The following is a 26,245-nucleotide window of genomic DNA, read 5'->3' as shown; positions in this document are numbered from 1 at the left end:
TTGGTTTTATTATTCTACATGCCAATTCTAGATATTATCCAGAATTAATATTATAAATATCAACCAAAGACAGGTTTAATAAGTTAATGGTGTTAAAATCTATAATGTCATTGGTTTTAAATTAGAATCAATTTATTTTATAAAATAAATATGAATAATATCGTTAATAGGGTTTGACTTAATGATAACAATTGAATTGGACCTAATTGGTTGTTATATAGGTATTATATTTAGGATGTAGTCGATTTTTCTCTAGATTGGCATGGTTAAGGTTAAGGTTAAGGTTAAGGTTAAGTTGCTTTTTACGAACCGCGTGGGGTGATATGTAAATATTATCTTGAACAGGTTTTTCATGGGGTGGCTAATTAATCCGCGATCTATAATTTTGATTTTTCATTTATTTCGAATGATATTTTTAATGGTAATAATAAAAATTCATTATTGATGGGTGATTTTATTATGTATTTAAGTTGATGGATTACTGTCTATTTTCAGTTTTATATTTGTGCTAAAAGTGGCGGATCGGTAATAGTGGTACCATGTGCGTAAGCTACCTGATACTTCGGTACAGAACATCACCAACTCAACATTCGATTTGAGCCAGTCCCAATCTTGATTAGGTATGTATAAACAGCTCTCGTTCTGGCGAACCTTTTTGCGAATTTTAATAGGTTGAGAAATTTCGGATGGTCTCTGCTATTGCAAAGCATTCGATTTACCGACAAAGTAGTGGCCAAATTAACTGATCCACTATAAACTGAACTTTCTCTCTTTTAGTACATCAGGTCCTTTAAATGTCTAACTCTGACTCTTCTACTAGTGAAATAATTGATAACTTTGTGGCACCTGAGTGTCAGGCTAGGGTAGAGATCCTTTATCAAGATGATGATATTTTACTGATCAATAAACCGAGTGGTTTGTTAAGCTTATCGGGTAAAAACCCGCTTAATTGGGATTCAGTGCACTATCGTTTAGTTAATGGTCAAGGTGCTACCGCTACTGAAAAAGCGACGCCAGCTTTTATCGATGCTAAATTACCACATCGGCTAGATTTAGGGACTTCTGGCGTTATGGTAGTGGGGCTTAACAGTGCAGCATCTAAGAGTCTGAATCAACAGTTTCAAGCAAGGACAGTGCAAAAGCGTTACCTCGCTATGTTAGCGGGATGGGTTGAAGCTGACAGTGGTCAAATATCAGCGGCTATTGCTAAAGATAAGACGTTGTTTCCCCGTGTAAAGATTTGCCACAGTACGGGCAAAAGTGCCATTAGTGACTATCAGGTAATGGGTCGTTTGGATAACCCCCCTAGAACTTTAATGCAATACACGCCTATTACAGGTCGCACCCATCAATTGCGGATCCATAGCCTTGAATTTGGGCATCCTATTTTAGGTTGTGATCTTTATAATCGCACAGAGCTAAGCAATGGCCTTGAAGCGAATGACATATCACAGCGCTTAATGCTCCATGCCAGCGATATTTACTTTACTCACCCAACCACAGGTGAACCTATCCATGGTCATAGCCCAAATCCATTTTAGTCGTAAGTGCCACGTCTATACACTTCCTTCCGATTCTACGACCAAAATTCTTGCTTCTCCGCGAGGATGTGCAACATGCTCCGTTCCAATAGATGCATAAAAGATATCACCAGTTTCTAGGACTGCTGATTGCTCAAGTCCATTTTCTTTAAACAGCATTTCAACAATGCCATCTAAAACAACAAATACCTCTTCGCCATCGTTTACATGCCACTTATAAGGTTGATCTGTCCAATGTAAGCGCGTAGTAATACCGTTCATATTTACGATGTCTTTTGCACCCCAAGCGCGATCTGATTTGAATTCTTTACTTCTAATTATTTCCACGATACTTCCATATTATGAATAGCGAATAACGCCCAGTTAAAAGCCAAATGTTATTTGTCCTGCTCTGGCGGTTTGTTGAACGAAACTGCTGCGCAACGCTTGATTATTATTCGTATGGATAACAACGAATCAAGGCTATGCGCTGAACTCTTCTAACGCTGATACAGCCGCTTCCGCTTTGTTAGTTTGAACAAAGACATGATCGTGATAATAAGCTGCAATTACATTCGCGCTAATCCCCTTTGAAGCCAACTTACTCGCTACAGCTGCGGTAAGACCAACAGCTTCCAAACTAGAATGAACTGTCAGTGTAATTTGACTATACGAGCCTTCAAAATATAGACCAGCCCTCTCTGCTACTGACTTTTCGATGACAAGAGTTAAGCCTTCAGACTCGACAAACGTAGCGACTGGATTTAATTCGATATACTCTTTAAGTTCACCTGAAACTGTACAAAAAACGAATTCAGCTTCAACCAACTTTGGGCTCATTGAATGCAGTAGTTCATCTAAATCTGTAATACCTGACATATGTAATATTTCCTTATATTGCTAACGAATGAAATGGACTTCCTCACCCTCAACCATTGTGTGCCATAGTGATTAGGTACACGCGGAAGAACCGGAGGTCACTATGTCTACCATTCAAACTATTGGCGTTGTTCTCGCCAAGAATGGATTCAGTATTCACGGCGTTGATACATATGGCAAGTGCGTTTTACGCAAGACTGTAAAAAGAAACAAACTCTTAGATACATTCGCTAATATCCCTGCCTCATTGGTATGGAAGCCTGCTCTGGCGCGTGGGCATATCACGACCGATCTAGCCGAAAAGTGAACAGAATAAGGAGAATGGCAGCCATTTACAGAGGAGAATAACCAACACAGAGACGAACAGATGAGGTAACACGTTGATAAGGTGAGCATTACATCCCTATCACGCCTCAACTTGCCTTGAGAAAAGGCTCAAGGCGAAACACCCACCCAACACAACCGCACAATTTACTATAAAGAGAAGGCTTCGGGCTTATTCAACACTCGGGATTTAACGTTGGCTCCGCAACGCTTAATCTTTATTAGTTATACGAATTTTTTTGCCAGCTCTCTCGTCATAAAGTGACTGTGTGGATCAACGTCATAGTCAGCGAACGGTTCGCAATATGTAAATCCAAACTTCTCATAAAGACTTCTAGCTGGTTGGAAAAATTCTTGAGTGCCGGTTTCCAAACTAACTTTCTGACAACCATTATCGATGGCTGCATTCAATGCATGACTTAGAAGTTTTGTAGCAACACCCGACTTGCGAGAAGAACTAGATGTTCTCATTGATTTCAATTCAATATGAACGGGGGTTAGTTGTTTCACGGCAAGACAACCTTGTAATTCTTCCCCAATCCAGCCGCAGAAAAACGTGATTTCTGATGATTTTAGCGCATCAACGTCTAGAGCATGAGCACTTTCTGGAGGCGAAGTGGCATACATATCTGCTAGGTGATCTTCAAGGAGCTTAATGACTTCACCACCCGATAGATCGTCTATTTTGATTTCCATATTCCGAATTTTCCTTATTCGTATAACATCTTATTAGTGGGCACGCCGCTCGATTAGTTCGACGCATTTTATCCGTTTAGTTCGTTTTGGAGACTAAGTGAAAATGCCATTTAATTTATGTTTATCAGCATTATATCAGAAAGGCGTTCTTTTTCACGTATGTGAAAAACGGCGTGGTGCTTTTAATCTTCGAGGGGGAATTACTATATTGTTGTGGCTGTATGGGGCAACGAGTGTGATGCGCTATTCTATTGGCATAACGATGAGGTAGATTGAGGCGAATAAAAAACCGCACTGTTGAGCGGTTTAGATGTTGGTCAAATTAGCACTTGCCAGCAGCTTGGAGAAGGGCATTGCAGTTTGATCCAGAAGACGTGCCTTTACCGTCGGTTGGTGAGCATTGCATCGAAGTTAATTTTCATGATATCCGCGCTGCTACGTAAGGCGCGATAAGTCTAAAGTTTGTGGCTATTAAAACAAATGAGAATTGAAATGGTGATGATAAAATAAAGTGATCTATGAACTAATCTATTTCCCCTAATTAAATCTTCTATATAGCAATAGGCTTCATTTTTAACATCTTCTTTTATATAACGCATCTTACTTGATCAAGCGCTGGCACGATCGGAATGTCTATTGTTACACCTGCGTAATAGTCATTTGTTTTTTTGCCCAATTATCAAATTAAATAACGACAATATAATGCCTACCATTGAGTTTGTGCTGCGTATCCCTTTTTAGGCGTTAGTACTCTCTATCTCTTCTGCGCTGTACACATATTTGGAGATCACGATGTCAAAAATCGTAGTGGTAGGAGGCGGTGCTGCCGGTCTTGAACTGGTCACACGTCTTGGAAAAAGTTTTGCTCGTGGCAATAAACATCAAGTGGTATTGGTTGAACCTGCAAGCCATCACTATTGGAAACCTCGCTTGCACGAGATCGCAGCGGGTACGTTTGATGATGAGTTGGATGCGGTGAGTTATCTACAACATGCTTACTGCAATCGCTACCAATATGTTCAAGCGTCTATGAATGCTCTTAATCGTAGTGAGAAGAGTATTGAGCTCCGTGATGTGAGTGGCGAGATCTCAACGATGGAATATGATTACTTGGTTATAGCGGTTGGTGCCGTGAGCAACGATTTTAAAACCGAAGGCGTGAGCGAACATTGCCTGTTCCTTGATTCCGCATTGCAAGCGCAACAAGCGTGGGATCGTATTAACCCATTGCTAAAAGCTCAAGGTGAGCATCGTATTTCTATTGTTGGCGCAGGTGCTACAGGGGTAGAGCTTGCTGCAGAACTGGCTAAAGTGAGTGCTAAGCTTGAGCGCTACCGCCAAGATACAAAGTTGAAAATCACTTTGATTGAAGCGTCCGATCGCGTGTTGCCAGCAGGTCCTGAGTGCATGTCTGAAAAGGTAGTAAAAGCACTGACAAAATTAGGCGTAGAAGTACGTACTGATGTGCGCGTCAACCGCGCTGAGCAAGGTAAATTGGTTACGGCAAGTGGTGAGATCATTGGTGCTGATTTGCAATTATGGGCGGCGGGTATTAAATGTGCCCCATGGCTGGCAGAGCTTGATGGTCTTGAAACCAACCGCTTGAATCAACTTAAAGTGGATGCCACTTTGCGTACCACACTTGATGATGCGATTTTTGTATTAGGTGACAGCGCTGAGTGTCCTCAACCTGACGGAAGCTTTGTACCACCAAGAGCGCAAGCAGCCAATCAAGCTGCTGGTCATTTGGCTAGCCAGATAAAACGCATGCTAAAAGGCAAAGCCCTTAAACCATTTGTATTTAATGATGGTGGAATGGTGATTGCGGTTGGTCATGATTATGCAGTGGGCAGTCTTTTCAACAACAAGTTGATTCTACGTGGGCGATTAGTGCGGAACCTTTACGATACTATTTTTCGCCTCCATCAGAGTATTTTGTTTGGATGGGGACGAGTGACCGCGTTGATGCTGTTGAAGCGAGTTAAGAATTCGCTTAACCCATTCTACAAACACAATATCTCTTAAATTCGATTCACTATTTAAAGAGGAGTACTTAGGTACTTCTCTGTTTTTTCATCCGCTCAAATCGGAACATTATTATGTGGTCTAAATTACGTGCTTCGTTGCCGCTGCAACTAGTAATAGCTGCGTTGGTAGCGTGGGGTATGGCAAGTCTATTACCTAATAACAATGATATTGCACAGCAAGGGTGGTATCAGGTAATTACGTTGGGTAAAACGCTTTATCTTGGTTTACTCAAAATGGTGGTTGGCATTGTGGTGATGCTCTCTTTACTACAAGGCATCACCAGCATTGGTTCAATCGTACGTTTGAAGAAGATAGGGCGTACCACGATATTGTTCTATAGCTTTACCAGCATGATCGCGATTAGCTTAGGTTTGGGTGTTTCGTTGCTACTGCCAGCTTGGCAACCACTTAATTCAGAAGTGGCTGTAGGTGAAGGCGTTAAGTTGATCAGTGAAGATGCGGCTGGTGGCGGTGCGATAGCCGAAAAGCTATTTAGTATGGCGTTGGTTAATCCTATTGAAGCGTTAGCTCAAGGGAACTTGCTCGCCATTGTGGTGTTCTCATTCTTACTGGGCATCGCACTACTTTCCTCACTTCCTGCAAAGCATGCATTGTTTGATGTGTTGTCTGGTTTGAATAAAGGCGTAAATAGTATAGTTAGTAGTATTATTCGTCTTGCGCCGCTAGCGGTATTCTCTATCGTTTTTGAGTTTACTGTTGCGGGAAGTGGTGATCTGTTTCAGCAGCTAGCGTTATTCGCTTTATTGGTTTTTACCTTAACGGTGATTCATGGCGCAATAGTGCTACCAAGCATTGCAAAATTGATCACGGGTATCAGCATTAAACGCTTGTTTAAGGCGTTGTCTGCACCAATGGCAATGGCGTTTGCGACTTCTTCTAGTTCGGCTACGCTACCACTGTCGATGCAAACTGCAGAGAATGAGTTAGGTGTTTCTCAAAGCACTAGCAGTATGGTGTTGCCGCTTGGTGCGGTAATGAATATGGACGGCACAGCGTTATTTGAAGGCGTTGCCGCAATATTTTTAGCGCAGCTTTTTGGCGTTGATTTAACTACATCAGGCTTGGTGATGATCTTTATTATGGCAATGGTCTCATCGGTTGGTGCTCCCGGTATGCCATCGGGCTCAATGTCAGGCATGCAAATGGTGCTATTGGCAGCAGGTATTCCGCTGGAAGCGATAGCGATTTTGCTAATCATCGAACGGCCGCTGGACACGTTTCGTACCGCAGTTAACGTAGAGGGGGACTTGATTGCATCACTGGTGGTTGATAAATGGGCTAACGATAAGAGCAAGCTGAAAGACGATCTTGTTATATGTTCACCAGCCACTGTTAGCGTTTGATTTTTTAATGATAAAAAAGGCATCGATATTGATGCCTTTTCTGCATGATTGTGCCGCTGAGTTTTATATTGAGATGAAGTGAGATTGGTAAAACTTCGGTGTAACCGCAAGCTTGCGCTTAAATTGACGCTGGAAATGTGCTTGATCAGAAAAGCCTAATTGCAACGCTATATCTGAAATGGTTTGACCGCGTTTAAGCAATTGCTTAGAGCGCTTAATCCTCGCATCCATTAAATAGGCGTGCGGTGGTAAACCAAACTGGCTTTTAAATGAGCGGATCAGTTGATAGCGGCTGATGCCGGCTTCTTGCGCTAACTCATCGAGCTGGTGCTGGGAATCCACTTCATCTAGTAGCCTTTCTCTAACTCGGAATAGGTTGGGTGTTTGATCCATTCTATCGCTATTTTTACTCGGTACTTTGGCAAAGCTTGATTCCACAAAATCGTAAAAACTCACTTCAGTCTCAAGCGTACTTTCACCCATTTGCAGCGCGTTAAACAGCGTGACAAATCTCAGTTTTAATACTTGCCCGCGATCAAAGTCAGCTAGAAAAGGCAAGTAGTCGAGGTTTTGTCTCGGTAAAATTTCGCTTTGTATCTCGCCCATCTTTAGCGTATCAACAAACAACATTCGATATGACCAAGCGTCAGTTTGATCACTGCTTAGGTCGGGATTGCAAGAATGAACATCAGCGGGATTAATTGTGACAATGTCACCTTTTTCAATGCGATGGGTCTGCTTTCGGTTGCGATAATCGGCTACACCATGATCGATGATGCCGAAAGAAAACTCGTCATGAGAATGGGATTCGTAGCAAGCAGCGCTTTGATTAGCAATTCGAAGCTCTACCCACGGCAGCAAAGTGCTTTGCTTAAAAGTGACACTAGTATCTGATTTCATGTTCCTTCACGATCTCATCAAGTTATATCCATATCATCGTTGCACTGGCAGCCAATAACACCGCCATTACTCGATTAAACTGTCGTTGTCGTACCGCATTATTAAGATACTTTGATAATGCAGTTCCCATCACCGCCCAAATACCGACACCAATGAGGCAGAGGATCAGTGATACCAAAGTAAACAATGCCAGTGAAAACGATTGGTCTTCATGACCAATAACATACAGGCTAACACCTGACATGGCGACTAACCAAGCTTTTGGGTTGAGTATTTGCGTTAAAGCACCAACTAAAAAACCCGCGGAGGCGTGTTTTGACGATTTCAAAGAAGAGGTAGGGGAAGAATAAATTTTATAGGCGAGATATAAGATAAAGAGACTGCCAACAATTTGCATTGTGAGTTCTAACTGAGGCAGTACGTTCGTCGCAGTGTTGACTGCGCTACCTGTGACAAATACCACCAGAGCATAGGCAAAAGACGCCCCGCTGACATATTTGGCGGCGGAATATAATCCATGGTTCATTGAGACACTGGTTGCCATGATATTGACAGGTCCAGGGGTGACAGAGCCGACAAAAGCGAACACGACCATGGCAAAAATTAAGTTATGCATTATTCAATTCCTCGTTGCTTTGTGCAATCTAGCAGCGATGAGTTGGACGGTATTGAACAAAATTGCAGTGGGCGTTTTTTGGCGGGTCTTAATGTATTTTCGAACAATGATTTTGACCAATATTTAAGTGATCTATATCACCTTTAAATTGAATCAGATAGAATAGCGCCGATATTCAACATGAACTTTTTTAACAGTATCTCGAAAGTAATCTAAGAGCTTGTTATTAAAAGAAATTTACTTCCGAGGACACCGTTATCATAAGTACAAACAATATCACCATGCAATTTGGTGCCGAGCCATTATTTGAAAATATTTCAGCAAAGTTCGGTAACGGCAACCGTTACGGTCTAATTGGTGCCAATGGTTGTGGTAAATCGACCTTCATGAAAATTCTTAGTGGCGCATTGACTCCAAGCTCTGGCAATGTCTCTATTACACCGGGATTAAAGCTGGGTGTCTTGAGCCAAGATCAGTTCGCATTTGAGAAATACTCAGTGATTGATGCAGTGATCATGGGTGACCGCAAGCTGTGGGAAGTGAAGCAAGAGCGTGAACGTATTTACTCATTACCTGAAATGAGCGAAGCAGACGGTATGAAAGTTGCCGAGCTTGAAAGCGAATTTGCGGAAATGGACGGTTACACTGCCGAAAGCCGTGCTGGTGATATTCTGCTACAAGCGGGTATAGAGGAAGAACTTCATTTCGGTCTGATGCAACAAGTCGCTCCTGGTTGGAAGTTGCGTGTGCTATTGGCGCAAGCTTTGTTTGCGAACCCAGATATTTTGCTGCTTGATGAACCAACCAACAACTTGGATATTTACACTATCAACTGGTTGGCCGAAGAATTGAACCAACGTAAGTGTACGATGATCATCATCTCGCATGACCGTCACTTCTTGAACTCAGTGTGTACCCACATGGCTGACATTGATTACGGTGAATTGCGTATTTACCCAGGCAACTATGAGTACTTCCTTGAAGCATCAGGGCTTATTCGTGAGCAGTTACTTTCATCGAATGCTAAGAAAGCTGCTGAGATCAGTGAGCTACAAGACTTTGTTAACCGTTTTGGTGCAAACGCGTCAAAAGCAAAACAGGCAAGTTCACGCGCTAAGAAGATGGATAAAATCCAACTTGATGAAGTGAAATCAAGTAGCCGTATTAGCCCATCAATTGATTTTGGTGAAGGTAAAAAACTGCACCGTCTAGCACTTGAACTGCAAGATCTAGCCCATGGTTTTGATGGTGACACTCTGTTTAGTGGCGGTAATTTGTTACTAGAAGCGGGCACGCGTTTGGCTATTGTTGGCGAGAACGGTGTCGGTAAAACGACATTGCTGCGTTGCCTAGTTGGTGAATTAGAGCAAACTCAAGGTGTGGTTAAGTGGTCTGAAAATGCATCAGTGGGTTACTGCCCGCAAGATAGCACTGCAGATTTTGACAATGACCTAACTATCTTTGAGTGGATTTCACAATGGCGTACGGTTAAGCACAATGACTTGATGGTTCGCGGTATTTTAGGCCGTCTATTGTTTACTGCGGATGATGCTAACAAGAAAGCGAAAGATTGCTCAGGTGGTGAGAAAAACCGTCTAATCTTTGGTAAGTTAATGATGCAAGATATTAACGTTCTTATTATGGATGAGCCAACCAACCACATGGATATGGAAGCGATAGAAGCACTAAATAGCGCATTGAGCGTTTACCAAGGTACGCTAATTTTTGTAAGCCATGACCGTGAGTTTGTATCTTCTCTAGCGACTTCTATTATTGACGTTAAAAGCAAGCAACTGATTAATTTCCAAGGTACTTTTGATGAGTACATGGCGCATCAACAAAAAGTGCTGAATGCGGCTTAATCACTGCAGCGAGAACCAGATACATTAGATAAACTGCTAAGTGAATCGTTCTTGGCAGTGATGAATTAACACCGAGTGGTTGCGGTAAAGCATGCTACTCAAGACGAAGGAAAGTTTCATGACAGAACACATGTCAGATGAACTACGCATTGAATTGCAGCAAAATAACCCTCTGCACGGTCTTAAAATCGAAGACATGCTGCAGCAGCTAGTTGATCAATATGGTTGGGAAATTCTGGATGCTGCAATGCGTATGAATTGTTTCAATACGAAGCCAACCATTGCGAGTAGTGTGAAATACCTTAAGAAAACAGAATGGGCGAGAGAGCGAGTAGAAAACTTTTACTTGTATCGTTTCAAGCGCATGCCTAAAGCATCAGATTATGAATATAATTTGTCGCCGCGTGCCCGCACGTTCCCGCATGGTTTGAAAGAACGTGAACCAATGGAACTAACGGTTGAATCTATTCAGCTTTCTCAAGCAAAAGCGGCTTCAGCACATAAAGAACGTTCGTCGAAAGGACGTTACAATCGCCGTTAGTTGCTCGCAGACTAAGTTCTAAACAGAAAGCCAAACCGAATGAGGTTTGGCTTTTTTATTGCCGTAAAATGAGAGGGACAGTGCTTAGGAATCGTCCGATTTAATAAAATTCACATGGTTTGATAAAGCTAACCCCCGCCTTTCGCCCTCGAATTTTTGTATACCGATCACGAAATTCGACTCTGGCACTACAGTCGCTAGAAGTAGAGTAAATCGAGAAATTCTCATAACTTGAGATTAACTTGGCTTTAATCTGGCTTTGATTCTTAGTTGGTGAGAATTTAATGGGTCTCAAACCTAGTAATGTGAGCCTTCAACAGGCACCCTGACTGGCAAGAGATATCGCTCACACTTTTCGTTCAAAACGTGAAGTGGAAGCAAAAGAAATAGAGGTTTTATGAATCAGGTAATATCGGTAGGTCCACAGGAGTCATTTTTAGTCGCAATTTGCGTATTGTTTTTAGGTCAGTTTATTAATTCCAAATGGACCGCATTAAAAAAATTCAATATTCCTGAGCCCATTGTTGGTGGTTTGATCGTGGCGTGTGCCATCACCACCATGCATTTTAATGGCATTGATCTGGTTTTTGATCTACCACTACAAAACACATTTATGTTGATGTTTTTCGCCACTGTTGGCTTGGCGGCGAACTATACCCAGTTAATTAAAGGTGGCGCGAAAGTGTTCATCTTCCTTGCGATTGCATCTGCCTATATCTTAATTCAGAACGTTGTCGGTGTGTCTTTAGCAAGCCTATTGGGTTTGGACCCTCTTATGGGACTAATCGCCGGATCAATTACGCTTTCAGGCGGACACGGCACTGGTGCGGCTTGGTCACAAACATTCCAAGATGTATACGGTATGGATAATGTTATGGAAATAGCAATGGCGTCCGCGACATTTGGTTTGATTGCTGGTGGCATCATGGGTAGTCCTGTTGCACAGCGTTTGATTCATAAACGAAGACTAGTATCGAAGTATGGCTGCACAAATCAAACTCATAAAGAGTTCCCTGAGTTAGTCACTTATAATGAGCATGAAGAAGACCGTGTGACGGCGAAGAAAGTCGTGGAAGGTTTAGCGCTAATCATGCTTTGTGTGACCGGTGCGGGTTACTTGGAGGGATGGGTTAGCTCGTTTGGTGTTAAATGGTTGATGATCCCAGGCTTTGTTTACGCTTTGTTTATTGGTGTGGTTATTACCAACCTTTTAGAACTGACGAAAGTGCGTAAGTTAGATCTTGAAACGATTGATATTCTAGGTACGGTTTCTCTATCGTTGTTCCTTGCCATGGCGCTGATGAGCTTGAAATTGTGGAATGTATTTGACTTAGCAATCCCGTTCTTAATTATTCTGATGATACAGTCGATGATTCTCTCGGTATTTGCTTACTATGTGACATTTCGCATCATGGGTAAAAACTACGATGCAGCGGTTATTGCCAGCGGACATTGCGGATTTGGTATGGGCGCGACACCAACAGCAGTGATGAACATGGGCTCGATAGTTAGTCGTAATGGTCCGTCACCTCAAGCCTTTATGGTTGTACCTATTGTTGGTGCATTCTTCATTGATATTGTGAACCTAGTTATTCTACAAGGCTTTATTGCATTCATTCGATAATTGAATCGTTTGTTGGTAGTTATCAAGCCAGTCAGTACTTCTGACTGGCTTTTTTAATTCTCTCCGTTCAGAGATATACATTGTTAGTTAATTATGAGCTTAGTTGATTATATATTGAGTTGGTAATTTAATTTCCGTTGTTATTTAGGAAGTAAGGACTATTAAAATCAATGTGTACATCTCACATATATTAGGTTTTTCATTTAAAACCCCACTCTTGGTCACAAACAGATACTATTGATATGTACTTTTGAAATAACATAGTAAATAATGAGTTTAGTTTATTGCGTTATTAACCTTTTAAATAGGCTCGTAATATGAACATGCACTCAAAATTTCAATCTATTCCAACATCCCCATCTTTATTAGATTGGTATACTACTGATCATAATTTCTCGTCTCGATTAACTTCAGAAAAATCTGCATAATTTTTCACACCAATCTAATAGCATCAACTATCAGTATAATTGATTATTTTGTTAGAACATAATCGCCGCAGGTCTATGCTTATGTGGGGTTATAATAAGCATTATGATTTTTTATGTATAGCTTCTCTCTGCCATATTAAACTGACATCAGTTTCCATTGAGTATTGTCATAATTTAATAATGGCACGGCTAAGATAGTAGTCTATTTTTATTGTGTGAAACTCCCTTAAAAATTTTATTACTCTATGGGTTTTTATGCGCATTATTTATTGGCGTAATTGTACTCATGCTTAATTAAAATAAATAATTTAAATTACAGTGACTTTTGTTTTAAAAAACGAAGGTGCAAAACAACTGTAACTATATATTTTGATATTAATGATCTATGTATTTTTAAATTTAATTATAGCTGTAGATAATCGTTCTAAAGGTTCTAGTGAACAATGACGCTATTTTATTTTGTAAATTTAAGGCGTTAGCAGATTTTAATAGAACATTTTGAACGACAATTTATGTCGATGTAAATAGCGATTTATCTGTATAACAAGGAGTTACATATGAGATTTATGAAAGCTGAACCATTCCGCATTAAAATGGTTGAAAACCTAAAGAAAACAACTAAAGCAGAGCGACAAGTCTTTCTGAAAGAAGCCGGATACAATGCTTTTAAAGTTAAGGCAGAAAACGTGTATGTTGACTGTATTACTGATAGCGGAACGTCAGCAATGAGTACAGAGCAATGGGCAGCGATGATGAAGGGTGATGAATCCTATGCGAGTTGCAAAAGCTTCTTCCATTTAGAGGCGTCGGTTCAAGATATCTTCGGTATGCCTTTTGTTCAACCGACTCACCAAGGTCGTGCGGCTGATCTAATCATGGCTAACTTGTATGCTAAAAAAGGCAAGTACGCGATTGGCAACATGCACTTTGATACCTTCCGTGGTAATGCTGAGATTATGGGGGCATTGGCGGCTGATCTTGTTATTGACGAAGGTCTTGATACAGCAAGTGCTGCCCACCCATTTAAAGGCAACATGGACATAGAGAAAGTTACCAAACTTATTGCTGAAAATGGTGTTGAAAACGTATCTGTCATCATCATGACGATCACTTGTAACAACAACGGTGGTCAGCCGGTATCTATGCAGAACATTCGTGAAACTAGTGAAATCGCGAAAGAATTTAATATCCCGTTTATTATTGATTGCGCGCGTTATGCAGAGAACGCTTATTTTATTCAGCAACGTGAGCCTGGCTATGCAGACACACCTATTATCGAGATAGCGAGAGAAATGTTCTCTTACTGTGAAACGGCAGTAATGAGTTCGAAAAAAGATGGCTTGGTCAATATGGGGGGTCTATTCGTTACTCGTAATGAGTCGATTTTTGCGGCTGCACAGCAATTGACTATCGCTCGTGAAGGTTTCATTACTTACGGTGGTATGTCTGGGCGAGATTTGGAGGCACTTGCGGTGGGTCTCTATGAAGGTATCGATCAAGATTACCTTGAGTATCGTATAAATCAGGTTAAGTACTTAGGTGATAGACTGAAAGAAAAGGGTATCCCTATTGTTGAACCGACTGGCGGGCATGGCGTTTATGTTGACGGTCGTCGTTTCTTCCCAAATATTCCACAACATGAATTCCCATCTCAACGACTAGTTGTTGCCTTATATGAAGAAGCTGGTGTTCGATGCGTAGAGCTAGGCGCTTGTGCATTTGGCTCTAAACACCCAGTGACTGGTGAAGATGTTATGCCTGCTCTTGAGATCATGCGTATTGGTATCTCTCGACGAGTTTATACCAATAATCACCTTGATGTTATCGCCGAAGCTTTAGGTTATATCTATGAAAACAGAGATTCGTACAAGGGAATGAAGCTGGTTTATGAAGCCGAAATCACCTCGCTACGTCACTTCACTGCTGGATTTGAGATGTTGTAGAGCGCATTAAGGAGAGAGTGTTTCACTCTCTCCTTTTAATTACTGTATAGATTAGTGAGGTATTAGCATGGAAAATACTACACAAGCTACACCGCCAGAGGTACAGGCGGCGACACAAGAAAATGACGCTCCACAAGCTCGCGAAAAATGGAATTCGAACTTAGGCTTTGTTCTATCCTCAATTGGCGGGGCTATTGGTCTTGGTGCCGTTTGGATGTTTCCCTTTACTGTCGGTATGTATGGGGGGGCCGCATTCTTATGTGTCTATCTTTTAGCACTTCTTTTCATATCTACCCCCATTTTAATTACTGAATTTGCCATCGGGCGCAGAACAGAACTTAACTACGTTTCCGCTCTTAAAAAACTGTTTCCAGGAAAACGTTACCACTATGTCGGATATGCGGGATTGATGGTAATGATCATTGTATTGTCTTTCTATATTGGTATTTCAGGTTGGACAATCGCGTACTTCTTTAAATCTGTTACGGGTTCATACAATGGTATGGAGTCTGCGCAGGTTATAGAGAGTTTCGGCACCTTCCTTAACGAACCCTATACCCTGGTATTCTGGGAATTCGTAATGATGGTGTTAACCGTTGGAGTTCTGACAAAAGGGATCCAAAACGGGATAGAAAAGCTGTGTAAAGTCCTTATTCCTGCACTGTTTGTTATGATCATCATTCTTGTGGTCAATGCACTTCAATTGCCAAACGCGCACCTTGGATTGGAATTCTATCTCTTACCTAAATTTTCAGCGTTAACACCTGAAGCCATTCTAGCCGCTATTGGATTAGCATTTTTTACATTAGGAATAGGCGTGGGTAACATGGTGGCTTACGGCAGTTACATGGGTAAGGAACAAGCGATTACAAGTAGCTCAATCTACATTATTTTGGGTAACCTACTGATCGCATTTTTGATGGGATTAATCATTTTCCCAAGCGTGTTCTCTTTTGGTATAGAGCCAGAAGCTGGACCACCATTAGTGTTTATCGTTCTTCCTACCATCTTCGCTAACATGCAGTTTGGGATGGTGTTCGCGACAATTTTCTTCCTTGCGCTGTTCTTTGCCTGTTTGACGACCACGATTGCACTCTTGCAAGCGATCATCATTTACTTTACCGATGAACTTAAATGGACTCGCAAAAAAGCCCTTGCAATTGTAGGTACGACTATCTTTATTCTTGGTATTTTCCAAGTACTCTCGTTTGGCCCGATAGCACACATCAAACTGTTTGGCATGAGTATTTTTGACCTATCAAACTACTTCGTTTCAAACATATTGCTGCCGGGAAGTGGACTTGTGATGGTGCTACTTATCGGATGGTTTAGTGACCCAAATGATCTACTCGCGGAGATCAACACCGGGAAGGGTATGAAAATCAAGACTGTCTATATAGTCACGATTAAATACGTAACGCCGGCGGCACTGGTACTGGTATATCTACAATCACTGGGGATCATTAAATTTTAACTTTCAACTTAAACCACCTACACCTGTAGGTGGTTTCTTGTTAGTGAGTGTTTTTACTTTGAACTCAGTCACAGCATGGAGTGACAGTAGAAAGAGGGTGGTAGTTTCCCATTTCTCTTTGTGAGCTAACCGATCATAATTTTGCCAATAGTCATGGTAAATCAAGAAGCTCTATTCAATGAACAAAGCCTCACATCTCATTTTCGATGGTTTGCACCGTAACCAAGCTCAAAACCCTTACGCATTTTATGGCGAAGGATGCAGCCCGACGATCCTCGATAAGCTGGTTAAATTTTTTGATAAACATAGTGATGAGCTCGAAGAGATCACTGTGTCATGCTACCTCTTCAATAATCTGATTTTGGCTAATAAATTGCGAAAATTGGCAAGTACGGGTGTAACAGTGAATGTGGTGTCTATTCCTCTTGAAGGCTATGACCTTAAAGCGACGAGTAACAACGATTTCTACTCCTTCTTCACCAACACACCTTGTATTCCTGTTAAGGCATCACGTAGCAAAGCCGATTTTGCGCAGAGAATATACCAGCATTGCCAAGTTAGTAATGGTGTGAATTTACATATCTTTGACCATGTGTATCTGCGCTCAGAACGAGTGAAAGAATTCTCCAGAGGCAGAGTGCCGTTTAGCCTTCATATCAAAAGTCTGTTGATTAAAATGCGAGATGGTATTAGCTACAGTGTACTGACGTCATCTAACCTCGCACTAAGAGATTTGATGAAAGAAGAGTTGTGTCTTATCGTAAAAAACAGTCAAGCCGACTATGCGTACAGCCAGTATTTTTATCAACAGTTGATAGAAAACTCTAAGCACATTAGTGATATGAACTTAAGTACAGAGACGGATTATTCGCACTATATAGAGCCGCGAACTCCAGTAAACCAACAGGCGTTGAATAGCGTATCATCTTCTGCCAACGATGATCGAAACGTATTTTTCACTGCACCTTTTTTGCCTAATTCTAATCAACAAATCGAGGCTAAAATTCGACAAAAAATAGCGACTGCGAAACGACGAGTGATTATCTGCGCCCAGCATATCAATACTTTTGACGCAGAGCTTAAACAAGCAATGAGTGCTTCAGATGGCAACCTGAACATTCAAATATTGTCACAAACTTATGTCGATGAAACCTTGCGAGATGAGTCTAATGGAGGGCGATTCCCTAAGTACACTGTACAGGTATCGGGTAGATCAGTCCCTACACGCGTGCCGTCTAACAAAAAGAGTTTTCTAGATTTTGTTGGGCAATTGAAGGGTAAACTGCGGTGCCAGTACTATTATAATCCGGATATTCACTTAAAGTTTATCGTGATGGATGATGATGTGGTCATCTCAACGGGGAACTTTACGTCAACCCAGTTTATTTATGAGCCGATAGATATTAAACGGTTTAATAACTTTGAAGGCTCGTACAAAGGGACGTTTTCTGAGGTTAACGGCTATTATTTTGCGGATGATGCCGCTGATACTGCGAGAACACTGCAGCGACATTTTGAGTGTCTAATTGGCTTGAAAGGCACTGTACAAGTGATATCTGAGTAAAATTGCCCTGTGAGTTGAAATGGATAGCACTCACCGTTTTATTTGCCTGATGATTACAAAAAGGCGTACTGGGCACCCATAAACAGTAGTGAATGGTTTGATATTTCACCTAACATAAGATGAAATATCATTTTGGAATAGCTTGTATATCTAATCGCCAGCCGATTTCTCTGCGTCTGCTTGAGCTTGATTTATCAGTGCTTTTGCCATCCACTGTGTGACATCATCTATATCACTTGAATCAAGATCCCAGATATCTTTTAGAACCATAAATATCTCTGAACCGTAAACGAGCGACAATGCGTACTGCAAACGCTGATAATTGTCAGCGGGAAGGGTGTCTTGCAGTGGCTCGGTTGCTAATGCGAGTATCTTTTTTCTATGACCACGAATTAACCGTTCACTATTTTGCTGCTTGTTTGCTTTTTCTTCTGCCCATTGTTGTAAAGAGACTTGAAGCGTTGCGCGCAATGCCCCTTCATGCTCAAGCATTCTAGGGTAAGCAAAAGAAAGTAATTCACTCATTCGTTTTTCTGCCGTGAGTTCCGTCGGCTGCCAAGAAAGTATTGGTCCAAGGCTTTCATCAACCACCGCTGATACCAAAGCACTTTGTGTTGGAAAGTATCGATACGCTGTTGCCCTTGCGACCCCAGCCTCTTTTGCTAGCTCAGTAATGGAAGGGAGCCATCCTTCCTCTAACTTATTTAGTGCAGTTGAAAGAAGTAGGTGACGAGTTCGCGCTTTGGCACCGGTTAATAATGGTTGACGAGAAGGTGCACATTTCAATTTAGAGACTGCAGTCTCATTTTGGTACTCGTGTTTCATTTATGATTGATACTCCAGTCTCAAATGTTCTACGTTAACATCAGTGCGATTATTTATTGAGTATACCGGATACCCAAATAAAACACATATTTCGCCCTGATAATAAGGGTACTTATGCAGGAAAATAATAAGAATATTTATATAGTTACAACTTTGGATACCAAAGGTGCTGAGGTTGAGTTTGTGAACGCGCTGATTCAATCCCAAGGTCTTCACACCATGACGGTTGATCTCTCTACTAAACCGACCAACGGCGATCGAGGTGCGGATATCAGTGCATTTACCGTTGCTGGTTTTCATCCAGAAGGTACTGATGCGGTATTTTGTGGAGACAGGGGGAAAGCGATTAAGGCCATGTCTTTAGCTTTTGAGAATTTTTTGCTGTCCCGTGATGATGTCGCGGCAATATTGGGGCTAGGGGGATCGGGTGGAACGTCGTTAATTACACCAGCAATGCAAGCTCTACCAATTGGGCTTCCGAAACTGATGGTTTCGACAATGGCCTCAAGTGACATTTCTGGCTATATAGGCTCTAGCGATATCTCAATGATGTATTCGGTGACGGATATAGCGGGTCTAAACCGTATATCTCGTCGTGTATTGGCGAACGCGGCAAATGCCATTTCAGGGCAAGTGTATTTTGCTGCTGAAGATCTTGATAACGCTAGTAATGACAAAATACCTCTTGGGTTATCGATGTTTGGTGTTACGACACCTTGTATTCAAGAAGTGACCGCTGCATTGACCAATGATTTCGATTGCCTAGTATTCCATGCTACTGGTAGTGGCGGTAAAGCAATGGATAAACTCACTGATAATGGTTTGTTGAATGGACTACTAGATGTGACTACGACAGAAGTATGTGACTATCTTTTAGATGGTGTTCTTGCTTGTACAGAAGAACGATTCGATGCAGTTGCTCGTACTGAGGTGCCATATGTTGGTTCTTGTGGCGCGCTCGATATGGTGAATTTTGGGCATATTGATACTGTACCCCAGAAGTACACAGGACGACTGTTTTACAAACATAATGAGCAAATTACATTGATGCGCACGACACCAGAAGAGTGCGCTGAAATTGGGCGTTGGATTGGTAATAAGCTAAATAAATGCAATGGTGAAGTTCGTTTCTTATGTCCAGTTGGGGGCGTATCCGCATTAGATGCACCGGGTCAAGCATTCTGGGATCCTCAAGCGAATGAAGCATTATTCAAAGCACTTGAAGATACGGTTGTTCAAACCGAAAAGCGTCGCTTAATTAAAGTGCCGTACCATATAAATAATCCTCTCTTCGCACAAATTGTGGTTGAAGAGTTCCTTTCTATTTATCAATAAATTAGTAGAGTTTAATTATGTCTATTCAAACTGTTCGTCAGGGTATTCTTGCCAAATTTCGTGAAATGATTGAACGTGGTGAACCTATAATTGGTGGCGGTGCTGGTACTGGTTTATCTGCTAAATGTGAAGAAGCTGGCGGTATCGATTTGATTGTTATTTACAATTCTGGTCGTTATCGAATGGCGGGAAGAGGCTCTTTGGCTGGGTTACTTGCTTATGGAAATGCTAATGAAATAGTGATGGATATGGCTCGTGAAGTCATACCTGTCGTTAAACATACTCCTGTTTTGGCGGGCGTTAATGGAACCGATCCTTTCTGCCAATTTGATAAGTTTTTAGATGACATTATCGCGACTGGTTTTTCGGGAGTTCAGAACTTTCCTACAGTAGGTTTGATTGATGGGAATTTCAGGAAGAACTTAGAAGAAACGGGTATGGGGTATGATCTTGAAGTCAACATGATTCAAAAAGCACATCAAAAAGGTCTACTTACTACGCCATATGTGTTCAGCAAAGAAGATGCGATTGCAATGACGGAAGCTGGCGCAGATGTGCTTGTACCGCACATGGGGTTAACCACCGGTGGCAACATCGGAGCGGATACCGCGCTTACATTAAAAGACTGTGTACCGCTGATTAATGAATGGGCGAGTGCTGCAAAAGCAATCCGAAATGATGTCATCATCTTGTGTCATGGTGGACCAATATCCACTCCAGAAGATGCGCAGTTTATCTTGGACAATTGCCCTGAATGTCATGGTTTCTACGGCGCTAGTTCGATGGAGCGTTTGCCTACGGAAGTGGCTTTAACAGAAACAACGCGCGAATTTAAACAGATAAAACGTTAATCAATAACTCGTTTTGATTGGCTGTATCTTACCCATAAATTCTTGGATAGATCTTGGGGTTTATGGGTAGTACAACACTTCCCTAAAACATTGCCGCTGTTTTGGGGCGATGAGCGGCAAAAGGAGTACGAACTTTCACTCGTAATCCTTTTTAAGCCTTAGTACGAAATAGCTTTCGGTGGGTTATTGGTTGGCTTGCGCATGATGCTTGGTGAGTTGTCGATACAGCATATCTTTCAGTTCGACACGCTGCAGCTTGAGTGCATTCATGCTGGCATCACCAATTGGGCTGCCTGAAATCTCTAACTGGCGAATATCGTAATCCAGTTCATGGTATTGCTGAAGGTCGGCTTTGAAGATTGGGTCATCGTGGTTCAGTTGAACAATGTCTAATTTAAGCTCAGGAAAATCTAAGATAAAAGCATGGTTTTCATTTAGCATCGGCATTCCTTCTTCAGTCTGATTCGTCATTATTATAGGAGCAATTTAACCAAAGAAATGTGGCTTAAAACGCAAAGCCACTAAGCAAAGCCATCCCGGTAGATACATATTTGTATACAAGCTACCACAATCATCTCTTTTTGCGTTCCCTATCTAACAATACTCGTTTTCGCTCTAACCCCCAACGATACCCACCCAAAGCACCGTCACCTCTCAAAACTCGGTGGCAAGGAATTAAAATGCCGATGCGGTTTTTACCGCAAGCTGTGCCTACCGCTCGAACCGCTTTTGGCTTATCTATATGCTCTGCAACTTCACCATAACTCATCACATCCCCTTCTTTGATACTCAGTAAGAATTGCCATACTTGTACTTGGAATGCGGTTCCTCTGATATCGAGAGGGATATCAGGTCGAGGTGATCCCTGGCTAACATACTGATCGAGAGCATCCATCCAGTTGTCTAGTTCAGGCGCATTTTGTGCCGCAGAAAGGACGAGTTCTGCGTTGGGGAACTCTTTAGATAACATGGGAATCAGAGCATTTTCATTGTCATCAAACTGTACACAGCAGACCCCTTTGTTTGTCGCGCCCATTATCATGTATCCGAGTGCAGTTTGTCGGCTTGCATAATAAATGACTTCACCATCACCACCAGAGCGATAAGCTTTAGGTGTCATGCCGATGTTACGCATCGCTTCTCCGTAAATCCGGCTTATAGAGCCGAAACCGGAGGAATATATGGCATCAGTAACTGTGTCTCCGTCTTTTAACGAGCTTTTGAAATGACGCATGCGAACCGCATTTTGATAATGTTTGGGTGAGACGCCAAATACCTCTTTAAACACTCGTTGTAATCTGGAAGGAGAAAGTGCGGCAATCTCTCCCAGTTGAGTGAGCGTTATGCTTTCTTCAATATGCTCTTCTATATAGCGAGCCACTTCAATTAGCTTTTGAGTTCGTTCATCTTTTCCAGCTGCATGGCAGCGTTTGCAGGGGCGAAATCCTGCGAGTAGAGCAGATTCAATAGTAGCGAAAAAACGAATGTTTTCTGGGTTTGCGGCTTTAGTTGAACAAGAGGCTATGCAAAACACGCCAGTAGTAATCACACCGTAATAAAACTGACCGTCAAAGGACTTGTCTCGGTTTTTTATCGCCTCTCTCATGGCGCTTTCAGATGGCATTGACATGTCTGCATTCTCTATAGGTTCATGACACGGGCATCTCATCACACTTTCATTTGCTCTTCTATCCGATTCTTGCTGAATAATTGTATATAGATCATGAAAAAGAAATTGAATATGACGCAATATTCGGATGTTTATATAGCACGGGGTTCGCTAGCATCAATTTAAGCGATACAAATACACAATGGAATTGGCTATGACATCTTCAATCACTAATGCGATGAGCTCAAAAGCATGGGCTATGCTCATTTTACTCTCCATCATATGGGGAGGTTCATTCTTCTTTATCGGAACTGCAGTTAAGGAGCTTCCTCCACTTACCATCGTCATGCTTCGGGTGGGTATTGCCACCGTTGTATTGTGGGCTATTGTGCTAACGATAGGCCTTCGTCCACCCAAGAGCCTGAAAATATGGGGGGCTTTTCTGGGTATGGGATTATTGAACAATGTTATACCGTTTGCGCTTATCGTATGGGGGCAGACTCAGATCGAATCTGGCTTAGCGGCTATCTTGAATGCTTCAGCACCTATATTTGCCGTTGTAGTCGCGGGGCTACTTTTGCCTGATGAGCGTCCAACACCACTAAAATTATTTGGTGTCGTCTTTGCTTTCATTGGTGTTGTAGTCATTATAGGGGTGCCAGCCTTAAACGGTAAGGGGCAACTGCTTGCTCAACTTGCGGTTGTTGCGGCTGCTCTATTTTATGCATTTGGCGGTGTGTATGGACGCCGATTCAAGGCTTTCAAAATCGACCCTGTTGTTACAGCGGCAGGGCAGGTGACAGGTTCAACCATTATCTTGATCCCGATAGCTTTATTCGTCGATGGACCGATTGATGTGTTGAGTGTAAGCACTCATGTATGGGGAGCGATGCTCGGGCTTGCTGTACTCTCTACCGCAATAGCATATGTACTGTATTTCAAAATTCTTGAACTTGCTGGCGCGACTAACGTATTACTGGTGACATTGTTAGTGCCAGTTTCAGCTATTTTACTTGGCTGGCTATTTCTTAATGAGTCGCTGGATATTGCCCACTTATTAGGCATGCTATTGATTGCGTTTGGTCTGTCTGCCATTGATGGTCGATTATGGCGCCGTTTTAAGCCAGCCTTTGCTAAGCCTCAAATATCAGAGCTGTAAATTCATAGAGCTTTTAATTCGCCTTGGGAAAAGACTCAAGGCGAGTTCTCGCCAAATAAGTGCATATCACCTACGACGAAAAGAAGGCTTAGAGCTTACTGATCAGCAATCGGTGCGCTTTTATGCCATGCCGGTGGGGACTCTAGCCAATCGTAGAAGCTATTACGAGATATTGGAGCAAACTGTCTACAAAACCAATTTTTGGCGTAATGTTGATCAAACCAAGTTGTCGATAGAGCAAGTAAAGGTGCTAAATCGCATGTTAGATGGCGACTTCGAAGATGGGGTCAATAATGACCGATACCATAAAGTGGCGAAAGTGAGTAAGCCAACGGCGACGCGACATCTAGCCGCCTTGGTTGAGTTGAAATGTCTCGTTAAATCCGACTCTGGCGGTCGTAGCACCCGCTACCATTTATCGAAAGATTAGCGCTGGAAAGCATAGTAAAAGCGTAATAAAGCCACAGGAATTACAAGGATACCCCCCTAAAGTAAGCAAAGTATGTGGTGATGATAACTTCGTTGTAAGTTGGTATGTTTAGTATTGCTGCTGTTATTTGGTCTTTTATTCTGAGTTGGCTAAACACCACTTGAGACTGACTATGACGACAGCCAGAAACAGCAGATATCAGTGGATGCCATACCGTATTATCACTGTGTTTCTCGTTCTGTTAGGCGCAGTTTATTATATGGGATTGACCTACTAACCGAGCAATACTTTGAGCATTGTCGCAAGTGGATAAAGCAAAAGAGGCATCCATTCTTTCGGCTAGGGATTTGACTTTAATCCAATCAGAAGAAGAGAGTTTTTCCTTTATGGAAATCGATAGGGTTTGTGCTCCTTTATGCCCAGCGTTGGCTGCAGTCAAAATCCATGCGCTACCCAAAATAGTGTTTCTCTCTCCACCTCGTCCTGTCATTATTAAAGTGCCAAGAGCATATTTAGATTCAACGTGCCCTTTTCGTGCAGCTGCCTCGTAAACCTTTTGGCTAGTCTCTACATTTTTAGCAATGCCACGCCCATTTGCTAAGGCTTCTGCTTTTTGATAGAGGGCAGCTCTATGACCTTGGCTAGCTGCTTTGTCAAACCATCCATACGCCACTTTTATGTCACGAGGAACACCTCGACCAGCAGCATAAGCAACGCCGGACATAAATTGAGCGTCAGCTTGACCTTGTTGCGCTGCTTTTAAAAACCAATTCATCGCTTGAGAGTAATCTTGGTTCACGCCATATCCATTAGTGTAAGCCAAACCAAGCCTATATTGAGCTACGGCATCACCTTGTTCAGCCATAGCTATATTACTCGAAATGTCTTTTGATAAAGCTGTACACCCGCTCAACAAGACTATTGCTGTAATCACTATAACCAAGAAGCGATCTCGCTGAAAAATCATTTATAAGTCCTTAAGTAGAAAATATTTACTCACGATAGGGGCTAGCATGCCTGATCTGTTTGTCTTAATAATGCAAAGCGTTATAGACCTAGCAGTTCGTTGGTCGCTGCAATCACTTCGTCAGTTACTTCTTTATTCGCCGCTGCGGTGAGAGATTCCGCTTCAATAACCGCAGAAGCTTCTAGCGCTTCTTGAACTGTCTCCTTTTCGGTTTCAACCGCTGATAACTCCCACTGTATAGTTGTCGTTTCTGATATCGCTTTCTCCAACTCTTGTGCAGCAGCAGAGGCTAAAGCTTCAACTTCAGCTTGTTCATGCGTTGAAGTTTCTGCAGATGCTTCGGCAGCAGCTAAGTCCGTTTTATTTGTTTCGAAAGAGACTTGTGCATCCGCCAGGTCTTGTTCAGCTTCGTCTGCGTTTTCTTGCGCACTCTGTAAATCTTGGGCAGCTTGAGCTGCGATTTGGGCTAGTTCCGTATTTTCAGGGTCTGAATCAGCATCCGCCTTCGCTGCATCGTAATTTGTTTGAGTCACTGCGAGCTCACTATTCGCTGAATTTAACGCTGTCTGTGTACCTTCCAGTTCCAACAGAGAGTTATCTAGCTCAGTTTTCGCGATTTTTAGAGCGTTTTTGGTATCTGTTACAGTTAGCAAGGCTTCTGCTGCATCAGCATTTAATTGCTCGCTAGTATTGGTGAGTGATTCGATATCGTACTTAGCAAGCTGCTCTTGTAAGTCGTCAATGCTCTTAGCTATGCTATTCAGCTCGTCTGTTAGCTTACCTGAATTTTCCACAGCCTCTTTGTATTGATTTAATGTTCCTACAATGGAGCTAGTAGATGCATGAGCTAATCCATTTGCTGACGCGTGAGCAGCGTTTAATCGACCTAAAGAACTGGCAAGGGAACCTTTATTGTTACCTAAGCCTCGAGAGCTAGAACTTGTTGATTTACTATTAGATTGGCCGTTATTTGATTTGCTAGCAGAGCGATTACCTCCTGAACTTGCTTTGGATTGGCTTTTGCTTGATTCTCTTTTGGATCGGCTGCTTTTGCCGCTATTACTTTTTTCACTCTTGGCATAAGCAGAATTGAATTTAAAGGAACCGTCGCTAAGATCAATTGAAACTGGCGCTAAAGTGAGAACGCCCACATATGCGCATCCAACGAGAGTGTTTTTTATAACCAGCGAAAGCTTCATATTATTTCTCCCAAAAAAAGCTGATTGCGTACAAAATCTCTAATTGTTGAGCAAACTATCAATTAACCTGGATGTGGACAAGTTTCCCTCAGGTTGTGTTTGTTTTT

Annotated in this window: 22 protein-coding genes and 2 pseudogenes; 14 read left to right on the top strand and 10 right to left on the bottom strand. The window is 42.0% G+C overall.

The window, feature by feature from the left end:
• The first annotated feature begins 794 nt into the window (after positions 1-794).
• On the top strand, positions 795-1,541 hold the full coding sequence (locus L4C38_RS07855) for an RluA family pseudouridine synthase (RefSeq protein ID WP_428796980.1): 747 nt from the start codon (positions 795-797) through the stop codon (positions 1,539-1,541).
• 15 nt (positions 1,542-1,556) lie between these two features.
• Here L4C38_RS07855 and L4C38_RS07850 read toward each other — a convergent pair whose 3' ends face one another.
• Together L4C38_RS07850 and L4C38_RS07845 are read right to left on the bottom strand one after the other, a co-directional pair.
• Entirely contained in the window at positions 1,557-1,868 is a 312-nt protein-coding gene (locus L4C38_RS07850; RefSeq protein ID WP_428796979.1) for a cupin domain-containing protein, read from the bottom strand.
• Positions 1,869-2,003: 135 nt separating this feature from the next.
• Entirely contained in the window at positions 2,004-2,399 is a 396-nt protein-coding gene (locus L4C38_RS07845; RefSeq protein ID WP_428796978.1) for an ACT domain-containing protein, read from the bottom strand.
• Positions 2,400-2,502: 103 nt separating this feature from the next.
• On the opposite strand from L4C38_RS07845, the pseudogene L4C38_RS07840 reads away from it, so the two are divergent.
• Positions 2,503-2,678 (top strand): annotated as a pseudogene (locus tag L4C38_RS07840) (IS110 family transposase); the annotation flags it as partial.
• Between the two features lie 270 nt (positions 2,679-2,948).
• Here the strand turns inward: L4C38_RS07840 and L4C38_RS07835 are convergent.
• On the bottom strand, positions 2,949-3,419 hold the full coding sequence (locus tag L4C38_RS07835; RefSeq protein ID WP_428796977.1) for a GNAT family N-acetyltransferase: 471 nt from the start codon (positions 3,417-3,419) through the stop codon (positions 2,949-2,951).
• Positions 3,420-4,211: 792 nt separating this feature from the next.
• Between L4C38_RS07835 and L4C38_RS07830 the strand changes: the two genes are divergently transcribed.
• A complete protein-coding gene (locus L4C38_RS07830; protein ID WP_428796976.1) occupies positions 4,212-5,444 on the top strand; it encodes an NAD(P)/FAD-dependent oxidoreductase in 1,233 nt (410 codons plus the stop codon).
• A gap of 74 nt (positions 5,445-5,518) precedes the next feature.
• The gene (locus L4C38_RS07825) at positions 5,519-6,811 is read left to right on the top strand and encodes a dicarboxylate/amino acid:cation symporter (protein WP_428796975.1); all 1,293 of its coding nucleotides are present in this window, start codon (positions 5,519-5,521) and stop codon (positions 6,809-6,811) included.
• A gap of 63 nt (positions 6,812-6,874) precedes the next feature.
• Here L4C38_RS07825 and L4C38_RS07820 read toward each other — a convergent pair whose 3' ends face one another.
• Both L4C38_RS07820 and L4C38_RS07815 read right to left on the bottom strand, forming a co-directional pair.
• Positions 6,875-7,711, bottom strand: coding sequence for an AraC family transcriptional regulator (locus L4C38_RS07820; protein ID WP_428796974.1), 837 nt, complete (start codon positions 7,709-7,711; stop codon positions 6,875-6,877).
• A gap of 22 nt (positions 7,712-7,733) precedes the next feature.
• Positions 7,734-8,327, bottom strand: coding sequence for a LysE family translocator (locus tag L4C38_RS07815; protein ID WP_428796973.1), 594 nt, complete (start codon positions 8,325-8,327; stop codon positions 7,734-7,736).
• 257 nt (positions 8,328-8,584) lie between these two features.
• On the opposite strand from L4C38_RS07815, the gene L4C38_RS07810 reads away from it, so the two are divergent.
• The 6 genes from L4C38_RS07810 (at position 8,585) to L4C38_RS07785 (ending at position 17,763) form a co-directional block, all read left to right on the top strand.
• Complete coding sequence (locus L4C38_RS07810; protein ID WP_428797172.1) at positions 8,585-10,189, top strand: ABC-F family ATPase; 1,605 nt, start codon at positions 8,585-8,587, stop codon at positions 10,187-10,189.
• Between the two features lie 130 nt (positions 10,190-10,319).
• Positions 10,320-10,730, top strand: coding sequence for a VF530 family protein (locus tag L4C38_RS07805; protein ID WP_428797171.1), 411 nt, complete (start codon positions 10,320-10,322; stop codon positions 10,728-10,730).
• Between the two features lie 397 nt (positions 10,731-11,127).
• A complete protein-coding gene (gene gltS / locus L4C38_RS07800; RefSeq protein WP_428796972.1) occupies positions 11,128-12,354 on the top strand; it encodes a sodium/glutamate symporter in 1,227 nt (408 codons plus the stop codon).
• Positions 12,355-13,348: 994 nt separating this feature from the next.
• On the top strand, positions 13,349-14,725 hold the full coding sequence (locus L4C38_RS07795) for a tryptophanase (protein ID WP_428797170.1): 1,377 nt from the start codon (positions 13,349-13,351) through the stop codon (positions 14,723-14,725).
• A 67-nt stretch (positions 14,726-14,792) separates the two neighbouring features.
• Complete coding sequence (locus L4C38_RS07790; protein ID WP_428796971.1) at positions 14,793-16,199, top strand: sodium-dependent transporter; 1,407 nt, start codon at positions 14,793-14,795, stop codon at positions 16,197-16,199.
• Positions 16,200-16,377: 178 nt separating this feature from the next.
• Complete coding sequence (locus L4C38_RS07785) at positions 16,378-17,763, top strand: hypothetical protein (protein WP_428796970.1); 1,386 nt, start codon at positions 16,378-16,380, stop codon at positions 17,761-17,763.
• Positions 17,764-17,913: 150 nt separating this feature from the next.
• Here the strand turns inward: L4C38_RS07785 and L4C38_RS07780 are convergent, their stop codons facing one another.
• Positions 17,914-18,588 (bottom strand): TetR/AcrR family transcriptional regulator, encoded by a 675-nt coding sequence (locus tag L4C38_RS07780; RefSeq protein WP_428796969.1) that lies wholly within the window; start codon positions 18,586-18,588, stop codon positions 17,914-17,916.
• Positions 18,589-18,702: 114 nt separating this feature from the next.
• Between L4C38_RS07780 and L4C38_RS07775 the strand changes: the two genes are divergently transcribed.
• Entirely contained in the window at positions 18,703-19,923 is a 1,221-nt protein-coding gene (locus tag L4C38_RS07775; RefSeq protein WP_428796968.1) for a Tm-1-like ATP-binding domain-containing protein, read from the top strand.
• Between the two features lie 17 nt (positions 19,924-19,940).
• Positions 19,941-20,774 carry a phosphoenolpyruvate hydrolase family protein gene (locus L4C38_RS07770; RefSeq protein WP_428796967.1) on the top strand — a complete coding sequence of 278 codons (834 nt, stop codon included), beginning with the start codon at positions 19,941-19,943 and terminating at the stop codon, positions 20,772-20,774.
• Between the two features lie 183 nt (positions 20,775-20,957).
• Here the strand turns inward: L4C38_RS07770 and L4C38_RS07765 are convergent, their stop codons facing one another.
• Both L4C38_RS07765 and L4C38_RS07760 read right to left on the bottom strand, forming a co-directional pair.
• Positions 20,958-21,215 (bottom strand): HP1242/YdcH family protein, encoded by a 258-nt coding sequence (locus tag L4C38_RS07765; protein WP_428796966.1) that lies wholly within the window; start codon positions 21,213-21,215, stop codon positions 20,958-20,960.
• A gap of 130 nt (positions 21,216-21,345) precedes the next feature.
• The gene (locus L4C38_RS07760; protein ID WP_428796965.1) at positions 21,346-22,404 is read right to left on the bottom strand and encodes a bifunctional transcriptional activator/DNA repair enzyme AdaA; all 1,059 of its coding nucleotides are present in this window, start codon (positions 22,402-22,404) and stop codon (positions 21,346-21,348) included.
• Between the two features lie 193 nt (positions 22,405-22,597).
• On the opposite strand from L4C38_RS07760, the gene L4C38_RS07755 reads away from it, so the two are divergent.
• Together L4C38_RS07755 and L4C38_RS07750 are read left to right on the top strand one after the other, a co-directional pair.
• On the top strand, positions 22,598-23,542 hold the full coding sequence (locus L4C38_RS07755; RefSeq protein WP_428796964.1) for a DMT family transporter: 945 nt from the start codon (positions 22,598-22,600) through the stop codon (positions 23,540-23,542).
• 88 nt (positions 23,543-23,630) lie between these two features.
• A pseudogene (locus L4C38_RS07750) lies at positions 23,631-23,972 on the top strand (DUF4172 domain-containing protein); the annotation flags it as partial.
• Between the two features lie 241 nt (positions 23,973-24,213).
• Here the strand turns inward: L4C38_RS07750 and L4C38_RS07745 are convergent.
• Together L4C38_RS07745 and L4C38_RS07740 are read right to left on the bottom strand one after the other, a co-directional pair.
• Positions 24,214-24,939 carry a tetratricopeptide repeat protein gene (locus L4C38_RS07745; RefSeq protein ID WP_428796963.1) on the bottom strand — a complete coding sequence of 242 codons (726 nt, stop codon included), beginning with the start codon at positions 24,937-24,939 and terminating at the stop codon, positions 24,214-24,216.
• An 80-nt stretch (positions 24,940-25,019) separates the two neighbouring features.
• Positions 25,020-26,138, bottom strand: a complete 1,119-nt coding sequence (locus tag L4C38_RS07740; RefSeq protein ID WP_428796962.1) for a coiled-coil domain-containing protein — start codon at positions 26,136-26,138, stop codon at positions 25,020-25,022.
• Between the last annotated feature and the right edge of the window lie 107 nt (positions 26,139-26,245).

It is taken from the genome of Vibrio kasasachensis (genome assembly GCF_050337565.1).
In the GTDB taxonomy this organism is placed as follows: Bacteria; Pseudomonadota; Gammaproteobacteria; order Enterobacterales; family Vibrionaceae; genus Vibrio; species Vibrio kasasachensis.
Note: the sequence above shows the minus strand (reverse complement) of the source record. Positions and strands in the feature narration are given on the sequence as shown.

Excerpts from the sequence above, each read along its gene's own strand:
- L4C38_RS07770 (WP_428796967.1), top strand. The coding sequence starts at position 19,941 with ATGTCTATTCAAACTGTTCGTCAGGGTATTCTTGCCAAATTTCGTGAA.
- L4C38_RS07765 (WP_428796966.1), bottom strand. The coding sequence starts at position 21,215 with ATGCTAAATGAAAACCATGCTTTTATCTTAGATTTTCCTGAGCTTAAA.
- L4C38_RS07835 (WP_428796977.1), bottom strand. The coding sequence starts at position 3,419 with ATGGAAATCAAAATAGACGATCTATCGGGTGGTGAAGTCATTAAGCTC.
- L4C38_RS07780 (WP_428796969.1), bottom strand. The coding sequence starts at position 18,588 with ATGAAACACGAGTACCAAAATGAGACTGCAGTCTCTAAATTGAAATGT.
- L4C38_RS07790 (WP_428796971.1), top strand. The coding sequence starts at position 14,793 with ATGGAAAATACTACACAAGCTACACCGCCAGAGGTACAGGCGGCGACA.
- L4C38_RS07845 (WP_428796978.1), bottom strand. The coding sequence starts at position 2,399 with ATGTCAGGTATTACAGATTTAGATGAACTACTGCATTCAATGAGCCCA.
- L4C38_RS07830 (WP_428796976.1), top strand. The coding sequence starts at position 4,212 with ATGTCAAAAATCGTAGTGGTAGGAGGCGGTGCTGCCGGTCTTGAACTG.
- L4C38_RS07740 (WP_428796962.1), bottom strand. The coding sequence starts at position 26,138 with ATGAAGCTTTCGCTGGTTATAAAAAACACTCTCGTTGGATGCGCATAT.
- L4C38_RS07815 (WP_428796973.1), bottom strand. The coding sequence starts at position 8,327 with ATGCATAACTTAATTTTTGCCATGGTCGTGTTCGCTTTTGTCGGCTCT.
- L4C38_RS07820 (WP_428796974.1), bottom strand. The coding sequence starts at position 7,711 with ATGAAATCAGATACTAGTGTCACTTTTAAGCAAAGCACTTTGCTGCCG.
- gltS (WP_428796972.1), top strand. The coding sequence starts at position 11,128 with ATGAATCAGGTAATATCGGTAGGTCCACAGGAGTCATTTTTAGTCGCA.
- L4C38_RS07825 (WP_428796975.1), top strand. The coding sequence starts at position 5,519 with ATGTGGTCTAAATTACGTGCTTCGTTGCCGCTGCAACTAGTAATAGCT.
- L4C38_RS07745 (WP_428796963.1), bottom strand. The coding sequence starts at position 24,939 with ATGATTTTTCAGCGAGATCGCTTCTTGGTTATAGTGATTACAGCAATA.
- L4C38_RS07760 (WP_428796965.1), bottom strand. The coding sequence starts at position 22,404 with ATGTCAATGCCATCTGAAAGCGCCATGAGAGAGGCGATAAAAAACCGA.
- L4C38_RS07805 (WP_428797171.1), top strand. The coding sequence starts at position 10,320 with ATGTCAGATGAACTACGCATTGAATTGCAGCAAAATAACCCTCTGCAC.
- L4C38_RS07755 (WP_428796964.1), top strand. The coding sequence starts at position 22,598 with ATGACATCTTCAATCACTAATGCGATGAGCTCAAAAGCATGGGCTATG.
- L4C38_RS07785 (WP_428796970.1), top strand. The coding sequence starts at position 16,378 with ATGAACAAAGCCTCACATCTCATTTTCGATGGTTTGCACCGTAACCAA.
- L4C38_RS07775 (WP_428796968.1), top strand. The coding sequence starts at position 18,703 with ATGCAGGAAAATAATAAGAATATTTATATAGTTACAACTTTGGATACC.
- L4C38_RS07855 (WP_428796980.1), top strand. The coding sequence starts at position 795 with ATGTCTAACTCTGACTCTTCTACTAGTGAAATAATTGATAACTTTGTG.
- L4C38_RS07795 (WP_428797170.1), top strand. The coding sequence starts at position 13,349 with ATGAAAGCTGAACCATTCCGCATTAAAATGGTTGAAAACCTAAAGAAA.